Genomic DNA, 22,759 nt, shown 5'->3' with positions numbered 1-22,759 from the left:
ATTAATAAAAAAGCCCACTTGATTTTAATTATGTATTATTTACAGCACTTAAAATAAAAACGGTGAGATTGATTTCAAATAGTTGATAGTAAAAATATTTTTCCGCAAGTGTTAGAAGTTGACACCTTCATTTATATTTGTTAAACTAAAAAACATAAAAATACCGTCTGGTCGGTTTTTGCAGAAGGGACTTAACATGAAAAAATCTATGCTAGAAAAAACAATTGATTATATTGCAAAACAAGAGCAACGAGTACGTCAACATCAAATACGTCATCACGAAGCCATTAAAAAGCAAATAATGCAGCAAAAAGAACAGTTTTATCGATTAACACAAGGAGAGAGCGGTATCCGACATTCTCGTTTGGGAGTGAAATGTGGGTATGCTACAATTACTGGCGGGATCATCACTACTTTGTTTAGTCCTTGGAATGGTTTAGGAATAATGACCATCGGTGGAATTACAGTTCTCTCAAACTTGTATCACATCAAACGTATGGAAGCAAAATTAAAAAAGTAGAGTGGTTTTCTTAAGAATGAGACTTGTTAGACTGCTCAAATATTACCTTTTCTTCTTTTTTTGATAAAATAAATTTAATAAAACAGAGAGAAGGAACTTAATGGTCGCAAAAACAGAAAAATCTCAAGCAATGATTGAAAAGATTTTATCAACAGCTTCACAGCTTTTTATTCACAATGGCTATGAAAAAACAAGTGTACAGAACATAGCGCAAACAGCTAGCATTTCAAAAGGGGCGATTTATCACCATTTTCAATCAAAAGATGAAATTTTTTTTGCAGTTTTAAAACAGCGTTATCAATTGATGGAAAAGGAATTGCTAGACTGGCTTGAATCCACCAGTCATTTAACTGGAAGAGAACAGCTAAAAGAAACCTTTCAGTTTAGTTTAAAAAGTCAGAAAACTAACTACGAAATGTTGAATCACGCGCCTCTTGATGCGGAGTTCATGCTGACTATTATCCGTTACAATCTGCGTATAGGAACTCCCCTTATTGCAGATATTATTAAAAAAGGAATAGAAGATCAGTCCATCCACCCCATCCCCTTCCCTAATGAAGCGGCCGAGACAATCTTGCTTTTGACTAACTTTTGGGTTGAAGGGAGTATTTTTGAAAATTCTTCCGAAAAAATTGTCGACCGGATTTATTTTTTACAATTTATGCTTCAATCTATCGGACTGGATATTTTTGATGAATCTTTAATCCACGAAATTTTAAGTCAATCAAATTAAATACAATCTTTTAGTTTACGTTTAAAACCACGGTCAAACGTCGGGCAAGACGACAGAATAAGGTAATAAAAAATAAACTAAACAATTATAAAAATAGGATAGTTCCTCCCAAAATGTTTTTTGGCGAACTATCCTATTTTATTCTATTTTCAACTTATACAAATAAACGCACAAAACTATAGAGCAACAAGACACTACCAAGTACAATACGGTATTTACCAAAGAGTGTAAAGTCGTGCTTCTTCACATAGCTGGTCAAGAAACGAATAGCAACCATGCTGACCGCAAAGGCTACTCCCATAGCAACCAAGAGCAAGAATAGTTGACCAAAACTCAAAAGTTGACCGGCTTTAATAAATTTGAAAATCTTTAAAGCGCTAGCTCCAAACATAACAGGAATTCCGAGATAGAAGGTAAACTCCGTTACGACAGAGCGACTTGTTCCATTCAACAATCCACCAACGATAGTGGCACCTGAACGACTTGTTCCTGGGAAAAGGGCAAGGACTTGGAAGAGTCCGATGTAAAGAGCTGTTTTATAAGGCAACTTGTCTAGCTCTGTCACTGTTGGTTCAATAGCTTGCGCCTTATTTCTTTTTTCAAGATAGATAAAGGCAACCCCATAAATAATCAACATGATAGCAACTGAAACCATGTTGTGGAAGTTGGCATCAAACCAATCATCCAACTTAAAAACCAATAGCAAAGGCAAGGTTGCGACGAAAACTTTTGACCATAACTGCCAAGTTCGACGAACTTCGACCTTATTTTTACCAGGTTTGAAGGGATTGAGCTTGTTAAAGTAAATTACCATAACTGCTAAAATAGCACCGAGCTGAATGACAACATTAAACATAGACATGAAGGCTTCATTTTGATCCTTGTATTGTACAAATTCTTCAACCAAAATCAAGTGACCTGTACTTGAAATTGGCAACCATTCAGTAATTCCTTCAACAATCCCAAAAAAGATTGACTTCAAAATTTCAATAAAATACATGCATTACTCCTTTTTCTGTCCTCTATTATAACATAATTTCGGATGTTGCGATAGATTTTTTAGAAGGCGCCGATGCTACCACCGCCTCCACCTCCTGAGAATCCCCCGCCAGAACTTCCACTTCCAGAAGATACGGAGTAGGTGCTAGCTGTGTTTGCAATACTAGCATAGTGGCTCATTTGAGCAGTAGAATGATAAAACATACTGTGCCAGCCATAAGCTACGTAAAGATTGATATCTGGATTCTCAACTTGAATCTGATAAGATTTCATCAAATGACTCACCTTGTCCGCATAACCAAATAAAGTAGCATAGACAAGGAGGCGATTCCAAAGAACAATACTCTCTAATTCTGCCTTGTCTAGGTGAGCAATATCGCGAAGCATGTTTTCAAAACTAGTCCAGAGATAGTATGCTTCTAGTCCTTCTTCGTTTAAAATGCCATCACGAGTATCAAATCGGGTCGTCCAATAATAGACGGCAGCTAACATCAAGCTCACAAACCCAAGGATAGGAAGTGGCAGAGAAAGGTACCCGTGAGCATCCAAACTATACAAGAACCAGCCAAAACCAACGAAAGCAGGTAGAAGCGTAGAGCCACCTATCATCAATCGCAAGATTTTTTCTCCATTGCTCAGTGGACGATAATAATCTGGAAGTTGCAAAGAGGAAACCCGCTTTCTCACCCCATCCTGCATCTGCTTAAGTGCTTGCTCGAAAGACGACTTAAGCTTACGTCCCGTTTTCTGAATCCGTTTTTCATCAGCTGCTTTTGCACCTTGGTAAAGACTAGTTGACACTTGGTAATCTGCAAACAAATCTGAAACAAGCACTTCTTCTCTTCCTGAAAAGGCCAAATTAAGGCAATCTTTTTCAAAACTTGCCAGTCCTTTTTCTTTTACGACTTTTAAACGGACCTCATCTCCATTTGAGATGATTGAAACATTTCCACGGTCAATCACATCCAATAAAGTGGCCTGAACGAGTTGGTCAAAGGTGAACTTCCCTCCTCCCTTGGTCAAGGGACTGACTTCCTCTAAAGAAGTGGAGTAAACAGCTTCCGATAAAACCATCGGTTCTAAGTCCATTGGCGGTTCATAGAGACGGTGATTTTTAGCATATTTCTTCGATGGGGAGGTTTTTCTTCTGTAAATGCAGTATAAAATAACACTAAAGACTAAAGAAAGCGAGAGTAGCAAAGGGATGATCCACATAATCAGAGCTTTGCTTTGAGCTTTTTCAGCAGTAATGGATTCCTCTATTTTTTCAAATTCTGCTAAACGATTGCCCTTCAATCCCTGATCCAAAGCTGTTCCAAAATCTTTTCTAGGCCAATATGCATGCAATTCGACCCCACGCTGACGAGGTAGGTTCTGTAAATGAACACGATAATCACCATCTATCTTTTCTACCTTGCCCTCTGTAAAGAGTTTCCCTGTATGAAAGAATAATTTTTCTGCTCCATTAAAGCCCGTTACTCGAAACTCAAATTTTTCGATAGGTTCTGAACTATCCGTCAGGGGCTGCCAATTAAGTTCCGCGATATCATCATATAGAAATAAGAGATTTTTTAGTTGCCATGTGATTACCACTTCAACGGTATCCCCCCCTTGGCCTGGATTATACACTTTTACAGTATAGCCTTCCGATTCTTCTATCACTTCACTATTGACATTTTCAATGGCAACAGCATTCTTCCATACCTGAATCTTCGGACTGGAATCTATTTCAAAGCCCTTTGGCATCTTACCCGCATGGCCAAGTCCTACTAGTTGTCCATTAAAGTCTTCATCAAAATAATAGACTACTTTCTCCCTAAATTCTGCTGTATTATCTGCATGAATATTCAAATCACCTTGATAAGAGCGAATCTTGAAATCAACCGCAAAAACAGAGAGTGGTAAAATACAAAACAAGCTAAATAAAAGCAAGAAAAAAGTCTTTTTCACAACACAATCCCCCTTTTTATCTTTGCTATCATTATATCATTTTTTATAAGTAAAGGCTTACTTGTATTGAAAATCTCACTATTTTTCGATACAATAGAGAGAAGTCATTTTTAGACTAGAAATAGGAGAAAACATGAAAAAATTATGCTTATCTATCCTTGCTAGCCTAGCCCTTACACTGGGATTAGTTAGCCAGGTCCAAGCTGACGAATATTTACGCATCGGGATGGAGGCAGCTTACGCTCCCTTCAACTGGACCCAAGACGATGATAGTAACGGGGCTGTTAAAATTGACGGTACCAACCAATATGCCAATGGCTACGATGTCCAAATCGCTAAAAAGATTGCCAAAGGCCTAGGCAAGGAACCTTTGGTCGTTAAAACCAAGTGGGAAGGACTTGTTCCAGCCCTTACTTCTGGCAAAATCGATATGATCATTGCAGGTATGAGCCCAACGGCTGAACGCAAACAAGAAATTGCCTTTTCAAGCAGTTACTACACTAGTGAACCTGTTCTATTGGTTAAAAAGGACTCTGCCTATGCCAACGCCAAATCTTTAAACGACTTTGGCGGAGCAAAAATCACATCACAACAAGGCGTTTACCTTTATGACTTGATTTCCCAAATCCCTGGCGCCAAGAAAGAAACAGCCATGGGTGATTTTGCTCAGATGCGCCAAGCACTTGAAGCTGGTGTTATCGATGCCTATGTTTCAGAACGCCCTGAAGCCCTGACCGCTGAATCTGCCAACGCTAAGTTCAAAATGATCCAACCCCAACCAGGTTTCAAAACTGGCGAAGAAGATACAGCTATTGCCATTGGTCTTCGCAAGGACGATAGTCGCATCAGCCAAATCAATGCCAGCATCGAAACCATTTCTAAGGACGAACAAGTAGCCCTCATGGATCGGATGATCAAAGAACAACCAGTGGAGGCGACAACAACGGAGGAAGAAAGTAGTTTCTTTAGCCAAGTCGTTAAGATCCTTTCTGAAAACTGGCAACAACTTTTGCGTGGTGCCGGTATCACACTCTTGATCTCCATTATCGGAACCATCACAGGGCTCATTATCGGGCTTGCAATTGGAGTCTTCCGTACAGCCCCTCTATCTGAAAACAAGGCCATCTATGGCTTGCAAAAGCTACTTGGCTGGATCCTCAATGTCTATATTGAAATTTTCCGTGGTACACCAATGATCGTTCAATCTATGGTTATCTACTATGGTACAGCACAAGCCTTCGGAATCAATCTCGATCGTACACTGGCAGCCATCTTCATCGTTTCAATCAACACGGGTGCCTATATGACAGAAATCGTCCGTGGAGGTATCCTAGCAGTTGACAAGGGACAATTTGAAGCCGCAACCGCTCTTGGTATGACCCATAATCAAACCATGCGTAAGATTGTCCTACCTCAGGTCGTTCGCAATATCTTACCTGCTACTGGTAATGAGTTTGTCATCAATATCAAGGATACGTCTGTACTGAATGTTATCTCTGTGGTGGAACTCTACTTCTCTGGAAATACCGTGGCAACTCAAACTTATCAATACTTCCAGACATTTACAATCATCGCCGTGATTTACTTTGTCCTCACCTTCACAGTGACCCGTATTCTACGCTCCATCGAAAGACGCATGGACATGGATACCTACACTACAGGTGCTAATCAAATGCAAACGGAGGACCTGAAATAATGAATCAACCCATTCTTGAAATTAAACACCTCAAAAAATCCTATGGACAAAATGAAGTCTTAAAAGACATCTCTCTGTCAGTTCACAAAGGAGAGGTTATCTCCATCATCGGCAGCTCAGGAAGCGGAAAATCAACCTTCCTACGTTCTATCAACCTACTTGAAACACCTACTGAGGGGGAAATTCTCTACCGAGGAGAAAACGTCCTTGCAAAAGGCTATGACCTTACTCACTATCGTGAAAAGCTCGGAATGGTTTTTCAATCCTTCAACCTCTTTGAAAACCTCGATGTTCTCGAAAACACTATTGTCGCCCAAACGACTGTCCTCAAAAGAGAACGCTCTGAAGCTGAAAAAATTGCCAAAGAAAATCTTGAAAAAGTTGGCATGGGAGAACGCTACTGGCAAGCCAAACCAAAACAACTCTCTGGTGGCCAGAAGCAACGTGTAGCCATCGCTCGCGCCCTCTCCATGAATCCTGATGCCATCCTCTTTGACGAACCAACATCTGCCCTTGACCCTGAAATGGTCGGTGAAGTCCTCAAAATCATGCAAGACCTAGCTCAAGAAGGCTTGACTATGATCGTCGTCACCCACGAAATGGAGTTCGCCCGCGATGTCTCTCACCGTGTCATCTTTATGGATAAGGGTGTCATCGCTGAAGAAGGCAATCCCGAAGACCTCTTCACCAATCCAAAAGAAGAGCGAACAAAAGAGTTTCTTCAGCGCTATCTCAAATAACAAACAAAGACTGCATAAAATATGTAGTCTTTTTACTAACTCTTTGCAGAACAAAAGGCAGATCCATTTTAAGAATCTGCCTTTAAGCCTAGTTTAATCTTCAAATTTTTCATGATTCTTGTCATAAAAATCAATCAAACCTAGGGCTGTTTCAAATGAAATATTTTTCACTTTTGCACGACCTTGTGCCAAAGCAATAATTGACATTTCACGTGCATTTGTTTCCTTAGAGATACGGTAACCTGTGATTTTCTTATCACGAACCCAGCCAACAACTGATTCTACTTTTTCAAAGTTTGACTTAGCCATGTTCTTCTCCTATTTTATTCTTTACGATACTGACATATATCCATTCTTTTAGGATTATCCAAAAAACATCTACTTATTGAAAACAAATAATGAATTGTTATTACTTAGCTTTTAAAGCTGATAATATGCTTGTTCGTATATCTTCAACTCCATCAGGATTTGCTGGTAGGAAGATGGTGTTATTGCCCTTATTGTCAGCGAAATTATTCAAAGTATCCAAATACTGATTTGTTAATAGAATGGACATAATCTGGGCTTCCGTGAGTTCAACATTGGCTCCTTTTAATTCTTGAATAGAATCAGCAAGTCCGTCAACAATAGCCTTACGCTGTTCTGCAATCCCTACACCATGTAGGCGATCTTTTTCTGCCTCTGCCTCCGCCGCTGTCACGATTTTAATCTTATCTGCTTCTGCAAGTTCTTGCGCAGCGACCCTCTTACGTTGGGCAGCATTGATTTCATTCATTGATTGTTTCACTTCAGCGTCAGGCTCAACCTTCGTAATCAGTGTTTTTACAATGATGTAACCATATGTAGACATTTCTTCTGCTACTTGTTTTTGAACTTCTAATGCGATTTCATCTTTTTTCTCAAATAGTTCATCCAAGGTCAATTTCGGTACGGACGAACGCAAGGCATCCTCGATATAGGATTTGATTTGAGCTTCTGGTCTCATTAGTTTATAGTAAGCATCTGTGACGTTGTTCTCATTCACTCGATACTGAGTTGCCACATTCATAGTTACAAAGACGTTATCCTGCGTTTTTGTTTCCACGACAATCTCACTTTGTAATAGGCGCAACTGCACTCTGGCTGCAATTCTATCAATCCCAAAAGGAGCTCGCACATGAATCCCACTGTTACTCAACTTTTGGTATTTACCAAAGCGCTCAATAATGGCGACAGACTGCTGCCTTACAACATACACAGAGCTGATAATAATCACTGATGCAATCAGCACTAGAATTAATAGAATAAATAAAACATGTAAAACCATGGGAATCTCCCCCTTTCGTCATCCTCATTATAGCATCATCATATTCATTATGCAAATAATATGTTAGCAAATTTATTTTAGACTAGCATATTATACAAAGTCTCATTACCATTCAAATTAATATAAGATGGGTCAAATTTTTCCATCCGATGAATCAAACCAGCATAATCATGCTTATCAGCAAGAGCAATCCCAATCAAGACTGGTCCTGTTCCCTTGCTGGCCCTTTTGATATACTCAAAACGAGTAATATCATCATTTGGTCCCAAAATGTCATTTACAAACTCTCGAAGAGCTCCTGGACGCTGTGGGAAGTTTACCACAAAGTAATGCTTGATTCCATCGTAAATCAAGGCACGTTCTTCCATTTCCGGCATACGGTTAATATCGTTATTGCCCCCAGAAATGATACAACAGATTGTTTTGCCTTTGATATAGTCCGATAGAACTTCCAAGGCTGCAACACTAGCAGCTCCAGCTGGTTCGGCGACAATCCCTTGCTTAGAATAAAGATCAATCAAGGTTTCTGAAATCAAACCCTCATCCACTCCGATAAGAGTTTCAACATTCTGACGTGTCGCTTCATAGGTCAACTGTCCAACTTTCTGTACAGCTATACCATCAGCAAACTTGTCAATTTCTTTGAGTTTAACTGGTCCCCCAGCCTCAAAAGCAGCCTTCATCGAACGGGCACCATTGGCTTCAACACCAATGACTTCGATAGCGGGATTGGTTTCTTTGATATAGGTCGAAACCCCTGCAATCAGTCCACCACCACCTACCGGTACTAGTACTGTATCAAAATCAATAGACTCTTTACGGGCTTCTTCAAGAATTTCATAGGCTACAGTCCCTTGTCCTGCCTGAACATGGGCATCATCAAAAGGATCGATAAAGGTTCTATTTTCTGAAACGGTGAATTCTTGGGCCGCCTTAGCCGAAGCGTCAAAAGTATCTCCGACCAACTTGATCGTCACATAGTCACCACCAAAGAAACGAACTTGACCAATTTTTTGTTGGGGCGTTGTGATGGGCATAAAAATTGTCGCAGGAATCTTCATCTCCTTACAAGTGTAAGCGACACCTTGAGCGTGATTCCCTGCTGATGCACAGACCACACCACGTTCTCGTTCTTCTTTTGTCAACTGTGAAATAGCATAATAAGCTCCACGAATTTTAAAAGAACGAACTCGTTGCGCATTCTCCTTTTTGAGATAAATTTTTGCTTGGTATTTTTCTGATAAGTAATGATCATATTCCAGTGGTGTATTCACTACTACACCACTTAAAACTTTATGGGCTTTCACCACATCTTTTGCACTTAGCATGTCTCCTCCTCAAATACTTTACAAGATAAAAAGCGAGTTAGGTACCCCCCAACTCGCCTTCTGTTCTTATTTTCAAGAATTAGTTGTAGATTTTGAAAGCATCGTCATCGTTTTTACCAACGAATGGCATTGCTTTACGTAATTCCGCACCAACTTTTTCAATTTCAAGATTAGCTGCTTGTTCACGGTAAGCAGTAAGTTTTGGACGACCAGCCTTGTAGTCATTTACAAAGTCATTTGCAAATTTACCATTTTGGATGTCTGCCAAAACAGCTTTCATGTTTTCTTTAACTTGCTCCGTAATCACGCGTGGACCTGATACATAGTCACCGTATTCAGCAGTGTTTGAAATAGATTGACGCATTTTCTTGAATCCACCTTCATAGATTAAGTCAACGATCAATTTCATTTCATGAAGAACTTCAAAGTAAGCCAATTCTGGGGCATAGCCTGCTTCTGTCAAGACTTCAAAACCTGCTTCGATAAGGGCAGTCAAACCACCACAAAGTACAGCTTGTTCACCAAACAAATCTTCTTCAGTTTCTTCTTTGTAAGTTGTTTCAAGCAAACCTACACGAGCTGCTCCAACTCCTTTACACCAGTCCATGGCAATATTTTTCGCATTTCCTGTAGCATCTTGGTAGACTGCATAAAGAGCTGGAACACCAAATCCTTCTTCGTAAGTACGACGTACCAAGTGTCCTGGTCCCTTAGGAGCACACATGAAGACATCTACATCCGCAGGTACTTTGATAAATTCAAAGTGGATGTTGAAACCATGAGCAAATCCAACTGCATTTCCAGCTTCCAAGTTTGGGGCGATTTCTGCCTCGTACAATTCTTGTTGGATTTCGTCTGGAGCCAAGATCATGATAACGTCAGCCAACTTAGTCGCTTCTGCTACTGTGTAAGTGTCAAAACCATCTTCTTTTGCTTTGTCAAAAGACTTACCAGGACGTACACCAATGATGACATCACGACCTGAGTCACGCAAGTTTTGCGCATGTGCATGTCCTTGTGAACCATAACCGATAACGGCGATTTTTTTGCCGTCAAGCGCTGCTACCTTAACATCTTTTTCGTATTCCATTTGTACTGCCATAGTTTTTCTCTCTTTTCTATTATTTATTGCCTTTTAGGCTAGTTTAACAAATTTAAGCTGGATTTTATACTCATTGAAAATCAAAGAGTATTAGTCGCGGGTAAATCCAGTTGCACCCGTACGAGCAATATTCCTAATTCCATAAGGACGGATTACTCGCAAGAGTGCCTCACTCTTTTCAGCATTCCCAGTCATCTGGATCGTAATCGAACTTGGAGCCACATCTACTACCGTTGCACGGAAAGGTTGGATAATGGCCAAGATTTCTGCACGCTTTTCAGCAGGAGCAGATACCTTCACCAAGATAACTTCTCTTTCCAAGTGCGGTTTATCTGTGATATCTCGAATGCGAATTACATCAATCTGACGGTTGAGTTGCTTGATAATTTGCTCCACTTCATCATGTGAAGCTACATCAATAATGATAGTAATCCGTGATACATCAGGATTCTCCGTCGCACCAACTGAGATACTCTCGATATTGACCTGACGACGAGAAAGGACACCTGTAAAGCGATTGAGGACTCCTGAACGATTTTGTAGTTTTGCCGTTAACATTCTACGCATGGAACTTCACCCCCAACATCTCATGATTACTCTTACCAGCTGGTACCATTGGTAAAACCTGTTCCTTACGAGAAATATCCACCTCGATAAACATCGGCACATCCTCCAGAATAACCTCTAGATCCTTCTCTATCGTCTCTGGATTATCAAATTTATAGTTTTTGATGCCGTAGGCCTGTGCCATCAGCTGGAAATCAGGAAGGGTATCAAAGACCGACTCAGATGTTCTACCCTCATAGAAGGATTCCTGCCACTGACGAACCATTCCTAGTGAGTGGTTATTCAACATCACGACCTTAATGGGCACCTTGTAGATGTTTAGGATGGCTAGTTCTTGGTTGGTCATTTGGAAGCCACCGTCACCGACAAAAAGAACTACTTCTTTTTCTGGATTGGCAATCTTAGCTCCGATAGCTGCAGGAACTCCAAATCCCATGGTACCCAAACCACCAGATGTGACTAATTGACGTTCATTCTGATATGGGTAATACTGGGCTGTCCACATTTGGTGTTGCCCTACATCTGTGACAACAATGGCATCTCCATTCGTCAACTCACCGATGCGTTCAATGACTGTCTGCGGTTGGACCACACGTTCTTTCTTATCATAAGAACGAACGCGGTTCTTGTCCTTGGTAACTTTGTCAATCCACTTTTCAGTATTGTTATGAACAGTTGGTTCTGCCAATAGCATCTGCAAGGCTTTCTTAGCATCCCCAACCACTGGAATATCTGCACTGATAATCTTCCCAATCTCAGCTGGGTCTATATCGATATGAGCAACCTTAGCATTTTTAGCAAAGGTCTTAGGATTTCCAGTCAGGCGGTCATCGAAACGGCAACCAATACTAATCATAAAATCTGCTTCGGTCATCGCAATGTTAGCAGCGAAAGAACCGTGCATGCCTCCCATACCAAGGAAGAGTGGATGACTAGTCGCAATCGTGCCTTGCCCCAAAAGACTGGTCACGACTGGAATTTGATAGCGTTCAGCAAATTCATTTAATTCTGCAGCTGCTTCAGCATAACTAATCCCACCACCTGCCAACAAAACAGGTTTCTTAGCCTTAGACAATTGTTTCAAGATTTTCTTGATTTGCATGTCGTTCGGTTCTATCGTCGGTTGATAACTCGGTAAATGAACTTCGGGTGAATAGATGAAGTCTGTCTCTAAAGCAGATATATCCTTAGGCAAGTCAATCACGACTGGACCTGAACGACCTGTGGTCGCAATATGGACAGCTTCCGTAATGATACGAGGAATGTCAGCTGTCTCACGAACTTGGTAATTGTACTTGGTAATGGGCATGGTAATACCGACAATATCCGCCTCCTGAAAGGCATCCTTCCCAATTCCCGCTCGAGCGACTTGTCCGGTAAAGACCAAAAGGGGAACGCTATCGCTCATAGCATCTGCAATCCCTGTAATGGCATTTGTTGCTCCTGGTCCGCTTGTGACGACTGCGACACCCAACTTTCCAGTTGATTTTGCATAGCCTTCAGCTTCGTGCAGACAACCTTGCTCATGACGACCTAAAATGTGACGAATACCTTTAAAATTATAAATCGCATCATATAAAGGTAAGACAGCCCCACCAGGATAACCAAATATAGTATCAATCCCTAAATCATGGAGAGTTTCCAAAACTAGGTCCGACCCCGTCTTAGGAGCGTCTAAACTGATTTTCTCCATTGTTCCCCTTTCTCTTCTCTTAAAAAAATAGCTTGTTACTATCATACCATTTTTTCAAAAATTTTCAAGACAAAAGTATCAATTTTCTGAATTTTCTATCTAAAAGTGTATTTATGATTTTTTCCTCATTTTTATTAACATCCAAACGAAATTAGGAGCTTTTATTTACTTTAATTTATCAAATTAATGTATTTTCTTTCTGAATGGAGTTTATGATTCTATCACTTAACAACCAAATTCGTATACTATATCCAGCAAAAATGAATAGTTAAAGACAAAAAAGGAAGTCACTTAGTGACTTCCTTCTAGAGCGAGGACTGATTAGTCCTCACCTTTGTTTTTCTTAATGATTTCTTCTTGTACTGACTTAGGTACATCTTCGTAGTGGTCGAATACCATCATGAAGGTACCACGTCCTTGAGATGCTGAACGAAGAACTGTTGCGTAACCGAACATTTCAGCAAGTGGAACGTAAGCACGAACGATTTGGCTGTTACCATGTGCTTCCATACCATCTACACGTCCACGACGAGCAGTTACGTGACCCATGACGTCACCAAGGTTTTCTTCTGGAACAGTGATTGTTACAAGCATCATTGGCTCAAGGATAGCTGGTTGTGCAGTCTTAGCAGCTTCTTTAAGAGCAAGTGAAGCCGCGATCTTGAAGGCAGTTTCAGATGAGTCGACATCGTGGTATGAACCATCGTAAAGCTTAGCTTTAACGTCAACCATTGGGTAACCTGCAAGTACACCGTTAGCCATAGATTCTACCAAACCTTTTTCAACCGCTGGGATAAATTCACGAGGAACCACACCACCGACGATTGCGTTTTCGAATTCGAATCCTTTACCTTCTTCGTTTGGACTAAACTCAATCCATACATCACCGAATTGACCTTTACCACCAGACTGACGTTTGAAGAATCCACGTGCTTGAGTAGAAGCGCGGAATGTTTCACGGTAAGATACTTGAGGAGCACCTACGTTCGCTTCAACTTTGAACTCACGACGCATACGGTCAACAAGGACGTCAAGGTGAAGTTCACCCATACCAGAGATAACTGTTTCACCAGTTTCAACGTTTGTTTCAACGCGGAATGTTGGATCTTCTTCAGCCAATTTTTGAAGGGCAATACCCATCTTATCTTGGTCCGCTTTAGATTTTGGCTCAACCATCAATTGGATAACTGGTTCTGGAACGTGGATTGACTCAAGGATGATTTTAGCTTTTTCATCTGTCAATGAATCACCAGTAGTTGTATCCTTCAAACCAATAGCAGCTGCAATATCACCAGCATAAACGGTTTCGATTTCTTGACGACTATTGGCATGCAATTGCACAAGACGTCCGATACGTTCACGTTTACCTTTAGAAGTGTTCATTACGTAAGAACCTGATTGAAGAACACCTGAGTATACACGGAAGAATGTCAAACGACCTACAAATGGGTCTGTTGCAATCTTGAAGGCAAGAGCTGCGAATGGCTCTTCGTCAGATGCTGGACGAGTTTCTTCTTCATCTGTATCTGGGTTGATACCTTTGATCGCTGGGATATCAAGTGGGCTTGGAAGGTAGTCGATAACTGCATCAAGCATCAATTGAACACCCTTGTTCTTGAAGGCAGATCCACACAATACTGGGAAGAATTCAACGTTGATAGTTGCTTTACGGATAGCAGCTTTCAATTCTTCGTTAGTGATTTCTTCACCTTCAAGGTATTTCATCATCAAGTCTTCATCAGTTTCAGCAACTGCTTCCACCAATTTTTCACGGTATTCTTGAGCTTGGTCAAGGTATTCAGCTGGGATGTCTTCTTCAAGGATATCTGTACCAAGGTCGTTAGTATAGATTTCAGCTTTCATCTTGATCAAGTCGATGATACCACGGAAGTCATCTTCAGCACCGATTGGCAATTGGATTGGGTGTGCATTTGCTTGAAGACGGTCGTGAAGTGTACTTACTGAGTAAAGGAAGTCAGCACCGATTTTGTCCATTTTGTTAGCAAATACGATACGTGGAACTCCGTACTCAGTTGCTTGACGCCAAACTGTTTCAGTTTGAGGCTCAACACCTGATTGTGAGTCAAGAACTGTAACCGCACCGTCCAATACACGAAGAGAACGTTGTACTTCGATAGTGAAGTCCACGTGTCCTGGTGTGTCGATGATGTTTACGCGGTGGTTGTTCCATTGAGCTGTTGTCGCAGCAGATGTGATAGTGATACCACGTTCTTGCTCTTGCTCCATCCAGTCCATTTGTGACGCACCTTCGTGAGTTTCACCGATTTTGTGGATTTTACCAGTGTAGTAAAGAATACGCTCAGTAGTTGTTGTTTTACCAGCATCGACGTGAGCCATGATACCGATATTACGAGTTTTTTCAAGTGAAAATTCGCGTGCCATGAGGTTTGTTTCTCCTATTTATTTTAATTTCTATTCTATTATAACACGATTTTAATAAAAACGGATAGGCAGGACCTACCCGTTCTCAATCTTTTCATGTTTTTGTTGGTTTCAACTTACGAGATGGTAAGTTGAATTGAATTCAGGCTAAAAGCTCAAGTTAACTGATTTGAACCCGAGCGAGGCCCGGTGCAAAAAAGATAAACTGCTTTGTGTTCACGGAACACTGCATCAGTTTCCTATTTTTGCCTTGGGCCTTTGCCGCTCTTAGCATCATTTTATTACCAACGGAAGTGTGCGAAGGCACGGTTAGCTTCAGCCATACGGTGAGTGTCTTCACGTTTCTTAACAGCTGCACCAGTGTTGTTCGCAGCATCCAAGATTTCTTTTGCAAGACGGTCTTGCATTGTGTGTTCACCACGAAGGCGAGCGATTGTTACCAACCAACGAAGTCCAAGTGTTGTACGACGTTCTGGACGAACTTCAACTGGGACTTGGTAGTTAGATCCACCAACACGACGTGCACGTACTTCAAGTACAGGCATGATGTTTTCCATAGCTGTTTCAAATACTTCAAGTGCATCGTTACCAGTAGCTTCTTTGATTTGCTCAAAAGCACCGTAAACGATTGAAGCAGCTGTACCACGTTTACCGTCAAGCATAACGCGGTTGATAAGACGAGTAACTAGTTGTGAATTGTAAAGCGGATCTGGCAATACGTCACGTTTTGGAGCTCTATTTTTACGACTCATTTCTCTTTATCCCCTTTCCTTATGCTTTTGGACGTTTAGTACCATATTTAGAACGGCCTTGTTTACGATCGTTAACACCTGCAGTATCAAGTGCACCACGGACGATATGGTAACGTACCCCTGGAAGGTCTTTTACACGTCCACCACGAAGAAGCACCACGCTGTGCTCTTGCAAGTTGTGTCCGATACCTGGGATGTAGGCAGTAACTTCGATAAGGTTGCTCAAACGTACACGAGCGAATTTACGAAGGGCAGAGTTAGGTTTTTTAGGTGTCATTGTTCCAACACGAGTTGCAACACCACGTTTTTGTGGTGAAGAAACGTTTGTTTGAACTTTTTTATGACTGTTGTAACCAACGTTCAAAGCTGGTGATTTAGATTTTTCTACTTTTGATTTACGCGGTTTGCGAACCAATTGGTTAATTGTAGGCATCTACATTCTCCTGTGTTTTTTTATTTTTGGTGATGATACACTTGGTGACAGCTACCATCTGTGTGTACTTTTGCAACATTTGTCAGCACGTCCCTGTACACTTTTGAGAGACCAAAAGTAAAAAGTACCGTTTATTATTGTAACACATTTTTTCTTTCCTTGTCAATATTTTTTTCGTTTTTATACTGATCTTTTATCTCTTTGAAACTAGTTCTTACCGCTTTTTTAACAAAGAAAAGGAAGCCCATCGACTTCCTAAATTCAGGTATTGATTTTTATCAATTAAGCTTTCATTTTGATTATTTTCTTATCAAAGCCAACCAGATTCTTTTGCGATGTTGGCTGCCTCTGTTCGATTACCAGCAGCTAGTTTCGAAAGAATATTGGTGACATAGTTTCGGACGGTTCCGTTTGATAGATAAAGCTGATCTGCAATTTCTTGGTTAGACAAGCCCTGAGCGATTCCCTTTAAAACAGCGATTTCTTGTTCAGTTAACGGGTTAGGATGCGTCATCACCACTTCCATCAATTCAGGCGAATATTCCTTACGTCCTTCGAGAACCGTGTGCAAGGTTTGCATGAGGTCTGCAATGCTTCTTTCTTTTAAGACATAAGCATCCACTCCAGCCTTGATTGCACGTTCAAAATAGCCGGGGCGCTTGAAGGTCGTCACCACAACCACCTTTGTTTCCAGCTTTTCTGCTCGTATCCACTCCAAGACTTCGAGGCCTGTCTTAACAGGCATTTCTACGTCAAGAATGGCGATATCTACAGACTCTTTTTCTAAGAGTTCGATTGCTTCTTGCCCATTCTTGGCTTGTAGGACAGTCTCTACATCTGGTTGAAAGGTAAGCAACTGGCACATAGCATCTCGCAACATACTTTGATCTTCTGCAACAAGTAGTTTCATCTTAGTTTCTCTCCTTATAAGGTAGCCGAACCTGCACTTCAGTCGGCTGTTTCTGACTGATCACCTTTACTTCTCCTGAAAATGGAAGGACACGATCTCGAACAGTATGTAGCTCATCTCCTTTTAGAGAAGCAAAGCCACAGCCATCATCTCTCACTGTTAAAATGAGTTCTTTCTCTGTTCGTTCTAATTTTAAGCAGGCCTTAGACGCTTTGGCATGTTTGATGATATTGGTCACCAATTCAAGCAAAATCATGGAAGCCGTTGACTCCAATTCCTGAGTTAGGCTAGCTGTATCTAGTTGGTGATTGATTTCTGTTTCAATTCCTGCAATTTCCAGCATTTTTTTAACAGTCACAAACTCAGAGGCAAGTGTTCTGGTTTTGAGATTTTCAATGATGGTACGAACTTCATTCATGGATTCTTTACTGATCTGATGAATTTCTTTTAATTCTTTTTCCACTTGCGGATAGGCCTGCATTTGAAGAAGCTGGAGGGCAAGATCCGTTTTTACACTCAGCATGGCAAAAGTATGACCTAGGCTGTCATGGAGGTCCTGACCAATACGACTGCGTTCATTTTCAGCCAAGAAAAGATTAAGCTTGGCATTTTGCTTTCTCTTTTCTTCTTTTATTTCCTCCGACACTCGAATTCGATAGAGACCAAAGGTAAAGGCATCAGAAAAGACAAAGGTCACCAAGAAAAAGAGCAGTTGCCAGGGACTAACTTGATCAACCATATAAATCCCTGTCAAAATCAAGGGTTGCAAGACAATAAAACTGACAAAACGCCAAGAGTGAAGAGAAATCTCATCCAGCTCATAAATGAGGAGGTTAGATAAATAAAAGATAAACCATGTGAAACCCGAATTCAGCCAAACCGATGTATAAAAAATGTAGGCAATCATGACCCACCAAGCCAGCCACTGCACAGTACGGTTTTGACTTAATAAAATCGAATAAAAGGCTAGGACAAATAATAATGTCCAGAACAAGGTCAAAGACGGGTACTCTCCACTGATGACACCCGCTATAGGAAAGATGATAAACACTAATGAAATATGAAACATATAATGAGTGTTTTTTAATTTTTCCAACATAGATTTATTTTACCTCGATCCGTTTTTTCAGCTGGATTACCAAGACACCAAAGAAAACTGTGTAGCCTAGTACAATCAAGGCAGCAAGAACGTTAAACTCGTGGTGCTCCATATAAGTAGAGACGACCTGCATAAGCTGGTAGGTTGGAGTCAATTTCCCAATGGATTGGAGCCATTCTGGAAAGGAACTTAAGGGGAACCATAGTCCACCTAGGACAGCCAAAGCAATATAGGCAATATTTCCAATAACCGTCATCAGTTGAGCACTGGGAAGCAAGCTCACCAAGACCCCCATGCTGATAAAGACCACGCTTCCGACCAGCAAAATAGCACCTATTACCAACCAGTCAAGCCAAGGTAGAGTAACCCCGCGGACAAAATGACCAACCGAAAAGACAACTATAATTGATAACAAGAAGGTCAGCAGAGTACTGAACAGTTTTGATACATAATATTCTACCATAGAAACTGGAGAATGTTGAATCAATTTTTGCCAGTTGTTTGTCTTGTCGGATTCGAGTGTGCTAGGGATACTGAAAAAAGCGCTTGACATGATACTAAAGAGCGTCATAGCAAAAAGATAGGCTTGCAGAACGATTTCTGGAATATCTGACCCTGACATCATACCAGAAAAAATAAGGTAAAACACACTTGGTAGTCCGATGGATAGCAAGTAGTAGATGGCTTGCCGTTTCATCAGAATGAGTTCCACTTTCATGAGACTTGTCATATTTTTCATCGTCAATCTCCTTTAGTCTTGAGTCGTTTCGAAGATACTGTCTAAGAGAGTTCGATTGCGAACTTCAATTTCTTCGATCGTGCAGCCCTGTTCTTGCAAGACTTTCCATACCTGGCTGGCTTCTTTGGTGGTGAAGGAAAGAGCATTTTGCTTGATTTCAAGCTCTTGAACCATATTCAAGGTACTGACAAAATCCTGATAAGTTAGAGGTATCGTAAAGTGTTTTTCTTGTTCTTCACCACGCATGGCATAAGGCGTTGTGTCACGGATCAATTCACCCTTGTGGAGGACCAAGATGCGGTCGGCCGTATGCTCCACCTCTTCAATATAGTGAGAAGAATAAACAATGGTCACACCATTTTTCTTCAACTGATCGACAATCTCCCAAAAATGCTGACGTGTCGAGGTATCCATGGCGGCAGTTGGTTCGTCTAAAAATAGAATTTTCGGACGACCTATTAGTGCCAACACGAAAGAGAACAAACGTTTTTGCCCACCAGATAACTTGCCCGCTAGCTGATTTTTCTGCTTGTCCGAAAATCTTAGCAAATCATCAATTTCTTTGTCTGAAAGGCTGCCGGGATAAAGTGACTTGAAAAATGATAGAAGTTCTTTCACTTTCAAGCTTTGGACAACTGCATTTTCTTGGGGCAAGACAGAAATAAGCTGCTTTAATCGAGGATCTGTTGGCGCAAACCCTTGAATGACAACCTGACCTGAGCTCACGAACTTGTCGCCCAAGAGGCAATCAATCAAGCTTGTCTTTCCTGCTCCGTTGGGTCCTATCAAGGCGACACATTCACCATGATGGATTTCAAAAGAGATGTTCCGCAAGATCTCCTTGTCTTTTATTTTCTTACTCAATTTCTCAACTTTAATCACAGTCATGAGATTCTCCTTTCAACCACTCCATTCCCATAGGGAAAACGACGAAAATCATAAATCCAAAACCCCAAGTACCAAGAATAAATTGGCGAAGCAAGGTTTGGTCAAACCAACCTGTAAACATTTCTACTAACCATACCAAGAGTGACAGACCGATAAAGAGATAGATGATTTCTTTTTTCATTCCTCAAACTCCTTTTTCACATCTCTGACTAATTTCAAACCTTCTCTGACAAGCCAAGATATCATCCCAAAGCCAGCAAATAGCTCCCAAGGAAAATGATAGAAACTCTCATCCAATCCTGAAAACATGAGATAGGTCATAACTCCTGCCGCTACCAAACTCACTGCGACAATCATTTTATTTTTCATCTCTTCTTCCTCCATTTCCTACTTCAATTATAGTCTTTTGAAGTTAGCTGAGCTAGATGCTTCTGTCACTAGGAAATATGACAAATGTCATAAAAAAAGAAAGTTGAACAATCAACTTTCTTTTTAATCTATTAAATTTTTATTCCACACTGAAAATATATGGATATACAGGTTGTTGACCTTGGTGAATCTCAACTTCCACATCTTCGAATTCTTCTGCGATTTCTTGGGCGATTTGGTTGGCTAATTCTTCACTTCCATCTTCACCGACATAGAAGGTCACTATTTCACTATCTTCGTCCAACATGTGTTTCAAAGTTTCAGTCAAGGTTTGGTGCATGTCAGGGTTTGACACAAGGATTTTCCCATCAACCATACCAAGATTGTCATTTTCATGAATTTCCAAGCCATCGATAGTTGTGTCGCGAACGGCAGTCGTTACACTACCGCTGATGACATCGCCAAGGGCTGCAGTCATGCGTTCTTTGTTTTCTTCGATAGACTTGCTTGGGTCAAAGGCAAGAAGACTCGTCAAGCCTTGAGGAAGAGTACGAGCTTCTACCACAACAGCTGGTTGTTCAAGCACTTCAGCCGCAGACTGAGCTGCCATAAAGATATTTTTGTTGTTTGGCAAGAAGATAATGTTGCGAGCATTGACCTGTTCAACAGCCTTGATAAAGTCCTCTGTGGAAGGGTTCATAGTCTGCCCACCTTCGATGACATAATCCACACCTTGGGCACGGAAGATATCTGCTAATCCTTGACCTGCCACTACTGCGATAAGGGCATATTCCTTCTCCTCAGCTGGCTTGCTGACTTGTGCTGCTTCTTTTTCAACTTGTGCTTCGTGTTGGTTGCGCATGTTGTCCACTTTAACCTTGACCAAGCTACCATATTTAAGCCCTTCTTGCATAACAAGACCTGGATCTTCTGTATGAACGTGAACTTTGACAATCTCATCATCGTTGACAACAAGGAGCGAGTCCCCAAGTTCATTCAAGTAGTTACGGAATTCATCATAGTCAAAGTCCTTAGAATAAGTTGGGCCTTGTTTGAGAGCAACCATGATCTCCGTACAGTAACCGAAGGTAATATCCTCAGTTGCCACATGACCTGCTACAGACTTGTGGTGCTCTGCATTGATCATTTCACTCATGTTGGCAGGCGTTGCTACAAAGTCCTCAGAAGCGCTGTATTCACCAGTAAGAGCTGAAAGAAAACCTTCATAGATGAAGACCAATCCTTGACCACCTGAGTCCACGACACCAACCTCTTTCAAGACTGGGAGCATATCAGGAGTCTTAGCCAAAGCTCTCTTAGCACCTTCCAAGGCTGCACGCATGACCTCAACAGCATCGTCTGTCTCCTCAGCTTTTTTCTTGGCCCCAATGGCCGCACCACGAGAAACTGTCAAAATAGTTCCCTCAACTGGTTTCATAACCGCCTTGTAGGCTACTTCGACACCAGATTGGAAAGCAAGAGCCAAGTCTTGACCTGTTAATTCGTCTTTTTCCTTGATAGCCTGAGAGAAGCCACGGAAGAGCTGAGAAGTGATAACCCCTGAGTTTCCACGCGCACCCATCAAGAGCCCCTTAGCAAGAATGCTCGCCACTTCTCCAACTGTAGAAGCTGGCTTGTCTGCTACTTCTTTCGCACCATTTTCGATGGTCATTCCCATGTTTGTCCCAGTATCTCCATCTGGAACTGGAAAGACGTTTAATGAATTGACATATTCAGCTTGCTTATTCAAACGAGTTGATGCAGCCTGCACCATTTCTTGAAATAAGCTGGTAGTAATTTTTGACACGATTATTCTCCTACAACTTTGATATTTTGAATGTAGACATTCACAGTCTGAGCAGTGATTCCTAGTTGGTTTTCCAAACTAAAACGAACACGCTCTTGGATGTTTTTTGAGACTTCACTAATCTTTGTTCCGTAGCTCAAGACGGTATAAACATCAACTGCAATGCTACCATCTTCGGCTGCCTTCACGACAACACCTTTTGCATAATTTTCCTTACCAAGAAGGGCTTGGAAATTATCTTTGAGGGTATTTTTGCTAGCCATACCGACCACACCAAAAATCTCAGTTGCGGCACCACCTACAACGGTTGCAATCACTTCATCTGTCAGTTCGATTTGACCATCTTTTGTATTAATTTTTACAGTCATTTTTTTTACCTCAACTAGTTGATACTCTATTTTATCATATTTCATTCCAAGTGTAAAAGCAGAATGCTGTATCGGCGGATATTTACTCTATTTTTCAAATGGTTTTATCTATAGAGCAAAAGAAAAAGACCTAAGCGGTCTTTTCATTTTTATTAAACGCGTTCAACTTTACCTGATTTCAAAGCACGAGCTGAAGCCCAAACTTTTTTAGGTTTACCATCGATAAGAACAGTAACTTTTTGAAGGTTTGGTTTTACGGCACGTTTTGTTTGGTTCATCGCGTGTGAACGGTTGTTTCCTGATACAGTCTTACGACCTGTAAAGTAACATACTTTAGCCATTATGTTTTCCTCCTAT

General features: G+C 41.0%; 24 protein-coding genes. 4 read left to right on the top strand and 20 right to left on the bottom strand.

What is annotated here, in order from left to right:
• The first annotated feature begins 196 nt into the window (after positions 1 to 196).
• Together DF216_RS03165 and DF216_RS03160 are read left to right on the top strand one after the other, a co-directional pair.
• The gene (locus DF216_RS03165) at positions 197 to 520 is read left to right on the top strand and encodes a hypothetical protein (protein ID WP_084971845.1); all 324 of its coding nucleotides are present in this window, start codon (positions 197 to 199) and stop codon (positions 518 to 520) included.
• Positions 521 to 620: 100 nt separating this feature from the next.
• Positions 621 to 1,253 (top strand): TetR/AcrR family transcriptional regulator, encoded by a 633-nt coding sequence (locus DF216_RS03160; RefSeq protein WP_084971846.1) that lies wholly within the window; start codon positions 621 to 623, stop codon positions 1,251 to 1,253.
• A 154-nt stretch (positions 1,254 to 1,407) separates the two neighbouring features.
• Here DF216_RS03160 and DF216_RS03155 read toward each other — a convergent pair whose 3' ends face one another.
• The gene (locus DF216_RS03155) at positions 1,408 to 2,253 is read right to left on the bottom strand and encodes an undecaprenyl-diphosphate phosphatase (protein WP_061417661.1); all 846 of its coding nucleotides are present in this window, start codon (positions 2,251 to 2,253) and stop codon (positions 1,408 to 1,410) included.
• Positions 2,254 to 2,312: 59 nt separating this feature from the next.
• Entirely contained in the window at positions 2,313 to 4,202 is a 1,890-nt protein-coding gene (locus DF216_RS03150; protein ID WP_129325940.1) for a DUF2207 domain-containing protein, read from the bottom strand.
• A gap of 133 nt (positions 4,203 to 4,335) precedes the next feature.
• On the opposite strand from DF216_RS03150, the gene DF216_RS03145 reads away from it, so the two are divergent.
• Together DF216_RS03145 and DF216_RS03140 are read left to right on the top strand one after the other, a co-directional pair.
• A complete protein-coding gene (locus DF216_RS03145) occupies positions 4,336 to 5,898 on the top strand; it encodes an ABC transporter substrate-binding protein/permease (protein ID WP_129325939.1) in 1,563 nt (520 codons plus the stop codon).
• Positions 5,898 to 6,638, top strand: a complete 741-nt coding sequence (locus DF216_RS03140) for an amino acid ABC transporter ATP-binding protein (RefSeq protein ID WP_084971849.1) — start codon at positions 5,898 to 5,900, stop codon at positions 6,636 to 6,638. Before DF216_RS03145 ends, DF216_RS03140 begins: the two co-directional genes overlap by 1 nt.
• 93 nt (positions 6,639 to 6,731) lie before the next feature.
• Here DF216_RS03140 and DF216_RS03135 read toward each other — a convergent pair whose 3' ends face one another.
• The 18 genes from DF216_RS03135 to rpmB form a co-directional block, all read right to left on the bottom strand.
• Positions 6,732 to 6,947, bottom strand: coding sequence for a capsule biosynthesis transcriptional regulator (locus DF216_RS03135; RefSeq protein WP_001130035.1), 216 nt, complete (start codon positions 6,945 to 6,947; stop codon positions 6,732 to 6,734).
• Between the two features lie 100 nt (positions 6,948 to 7,047).
• Entirely contained in the window at positions 7,048 to 7,944 is an 897-nt protein-coding gene (locus tag DF216_RS03130) for an SPFH domain-containing protein (RefSeq protein WP_129325938.1), read from the bottom strand.
• 77 nt (positions 7,945 to 8,021) lie between these two features.
• Positions 8,022 to 9,272, bottom strand: a complete 1,251-nt coding sequence (gene ilvA / locus DF216_RS03125) for a threonine ammonia-lyase IlvA (protein ID WP_129325937.1) — start codon at positions 9,270 to 9,272, stop codon at positions 8,022 to 8,024.
• 79 nt (positions 9,273 to 9,351) lie between these two features.
• The gene (gene ilvC, locus DF216_RS03120) at positions 9,352 to 10,374 is read right to left on the bottom strand and encodes a ketol-acid reductoisomerase (RefSeq protein WP_000290683.1); all 1,023 of its coding nucleotides are present in this window, start codon (positions 10,372 to 10,374) and stop codon (positions 9,352 to 9,354) included.
• Between the two features lie 90 nt (positions 10,375 to 10,464).
• Positions 10,465 to 10,941, bottom strand: a complete 477-nt coding sequence (gene ilvN / locus DF216_RS03115) for an acetolactate synthase small subunit (protein WP_125398613.1) — start codon at positions 10,939 to 10,941, stop codon at positions 10,465 to 10,467.
• The gene (locus DF216_RS03110) at positions 10,934 to 12,634 is read right to left on the bottom strand and encodes an acetolactate synthase large subunit (protein ID WP_129325936.1); all 1,701 of its coding nucleotides are present in this window, start codon (positions 12,632 to 12,634) and stop codon (positions 10,934 to 10,936) included. Before DF216_RS03110 ends, ilvN begins: the two co-directional genes overlap by 8 nt.
• A 321-nt stretch (positions 12,635 to 12,955) precedes the next feature.
• Positions 12,956 to 15,037 (bottom strand): elongation factor G, encoded by a 2,082-nt coding sequence (gene fusA / locus DF216_RS03105; RefSeq protein ID WP_000090337.1) that lies wholly within the window; start codon positions 15,035 to 15,037, stop codon positions 12,956 to 12,958.
• Positions 15,038 to 15,318: 281 nt separating this feature from the next.
• Entirely contained in the window at positions 15,319 to 15,789 is a 471-nt protein-coding gene (rpsG, locus tag DF216_RS03100) for a 30S ribosomal protein S7 (RefSeq protein WP_000087873.1), read from the bottom strand.
• Between the two features lie 19 nt (positions 15,790 to 15,808).
• A complete protein-coding gene (gene rpsL / locus DF216_RS03095) occupies positions 15,809 to 16,222 on the bottom strand; it encodes a 30S ribosomal protein S12 (protein WP_001142332.1) in 414 nt (137 codons plus the stop codon).
• 310 nt (positions 16,223 to 16,532) lie between these two features.
• Positions 16,533 to 17,132, bottom strand: coding sequence for a response regulator transcription factor (locus DF216_RS03085; protein WP_129325935.1), 600 nt, complete (start codon positions 17,130 to 17,132; stop codon positions 16,533 to 16,535).
• Between the two features lies 1 nt (position 17,133).
• Entirely contained in the window at positions 17,134 to 18,231 is a 1,098-nt protein-coding gene (locus DF216_RS03080; protein ID WP_129325934.1) for a sensor histidine kinase, read from the bottom strand.
• Between the two features lie 4 nt (positions 18,232 to 18,235).
• Positions 18,236 to 18,970 (bottom strand): ABC transporter permease, encoded by a 735-nt coding sequence (locus DF216_RS03075; RefSeq protein ID WP_129325933.1) that lies wholly within the window; start codon positions 18,968 to 18,970, stop codon positions 18,236 to 18,238.
• A gap of 12 nt (positions 18,971 to 18,982) precedes the next feature.
• Positions 18,983 to 19,858: an ABC transporter ATP-binding protein gene (locus DF216_RS03070; protein ID WP_129325932.1), complete on the bottom strand. Its 876-nt coding sequence runs from the start codon at positions 19,856 to 19,858 to the stop codon at positions 18,983 to 18,985.
• Positions 19,845 to 20,039 (bottom strand): hypothetical protein, encoded by a 195-nt coding sequence (locus DF216_RS03065; protein WP_129325931.1) that lies wholly within the window; start codon positions 20,037 to 20,039, stop codon positions 19,845 to 19,847. Before DF216_RS03065 ends, DF216_RS03070 begins: the two co-directional genes overlap by 14 nt.
• A complete protein-coding gene (locus DF216_RS03060; protein WP_129325930.1) occupies positions 20,036 to 20,242 on the bottom strand; it encodes a hypothetical protein in 207 nt (68 codons plus the stop codon). The genes DF216_RS03065 and DF216_RS03060 overlap by 4 nt, the downstream gene beginning before the upstream one ends.
• A gap of 124 nt (positions 20,243 to 20,366) precedes the next feature.
• Positions 20,367 to 22,034 carry a DAK2 domain-containing protein gene (locus DF216_RS03055; RefSeq protein WP_129325929.1) on the bottom strand — a complete coding sequence of 556 codons (1,668 nt, stop codon included), beginning with the start codon at positions 22,032 to 22,034 and terminating at the stop codon, positions 20,367 to 20,369.
• A gap of 2 nt (positions 22,035 to 22,036) precedes the next feature.
• Positions 22,037 to 22,402, bottom strand: coding sequence for an Asp23/Gls24 family envelope stress response protein (locus DF216_RS03050; RefSeq protein ID WP_000216441.1), 366 nt, complete (start codon positions 22,400 to 22,402; stop codon positions 22,037 to 22,039).
• Between the two features lie 152 nt (positions 22,403 to 22,554).
• Positions 22,555 to 22,743 carry a 50S ribosomal protein L28 gene (gene rpmB, locus DF216_RS03045; RefSeq protein ID WP_001140948.1) on the bottom strand — a complete coding sequence of 63 codons (189 nt, stop codon included), beginning with the start codon at positions 22,741 to 22,743 and terminating at the stop codon, positions 22,555 to 22,557.
• Between the last annotated feature and the right edge of the window lie 16 nt (positions 22,744 to 22,759).

It is taken from the genome of Streptococcus oralis (genome assembly GCF_004127215.1).
Lineage (GTDB): Bacteria > Bacillota > Bacilli > Lactobacillales > Streptococcaceae > Streptococcus > Streptococcus oralis_BD.
This window is presented reverse-complemented; position numbering and strand designations above follow the sequence as displayed.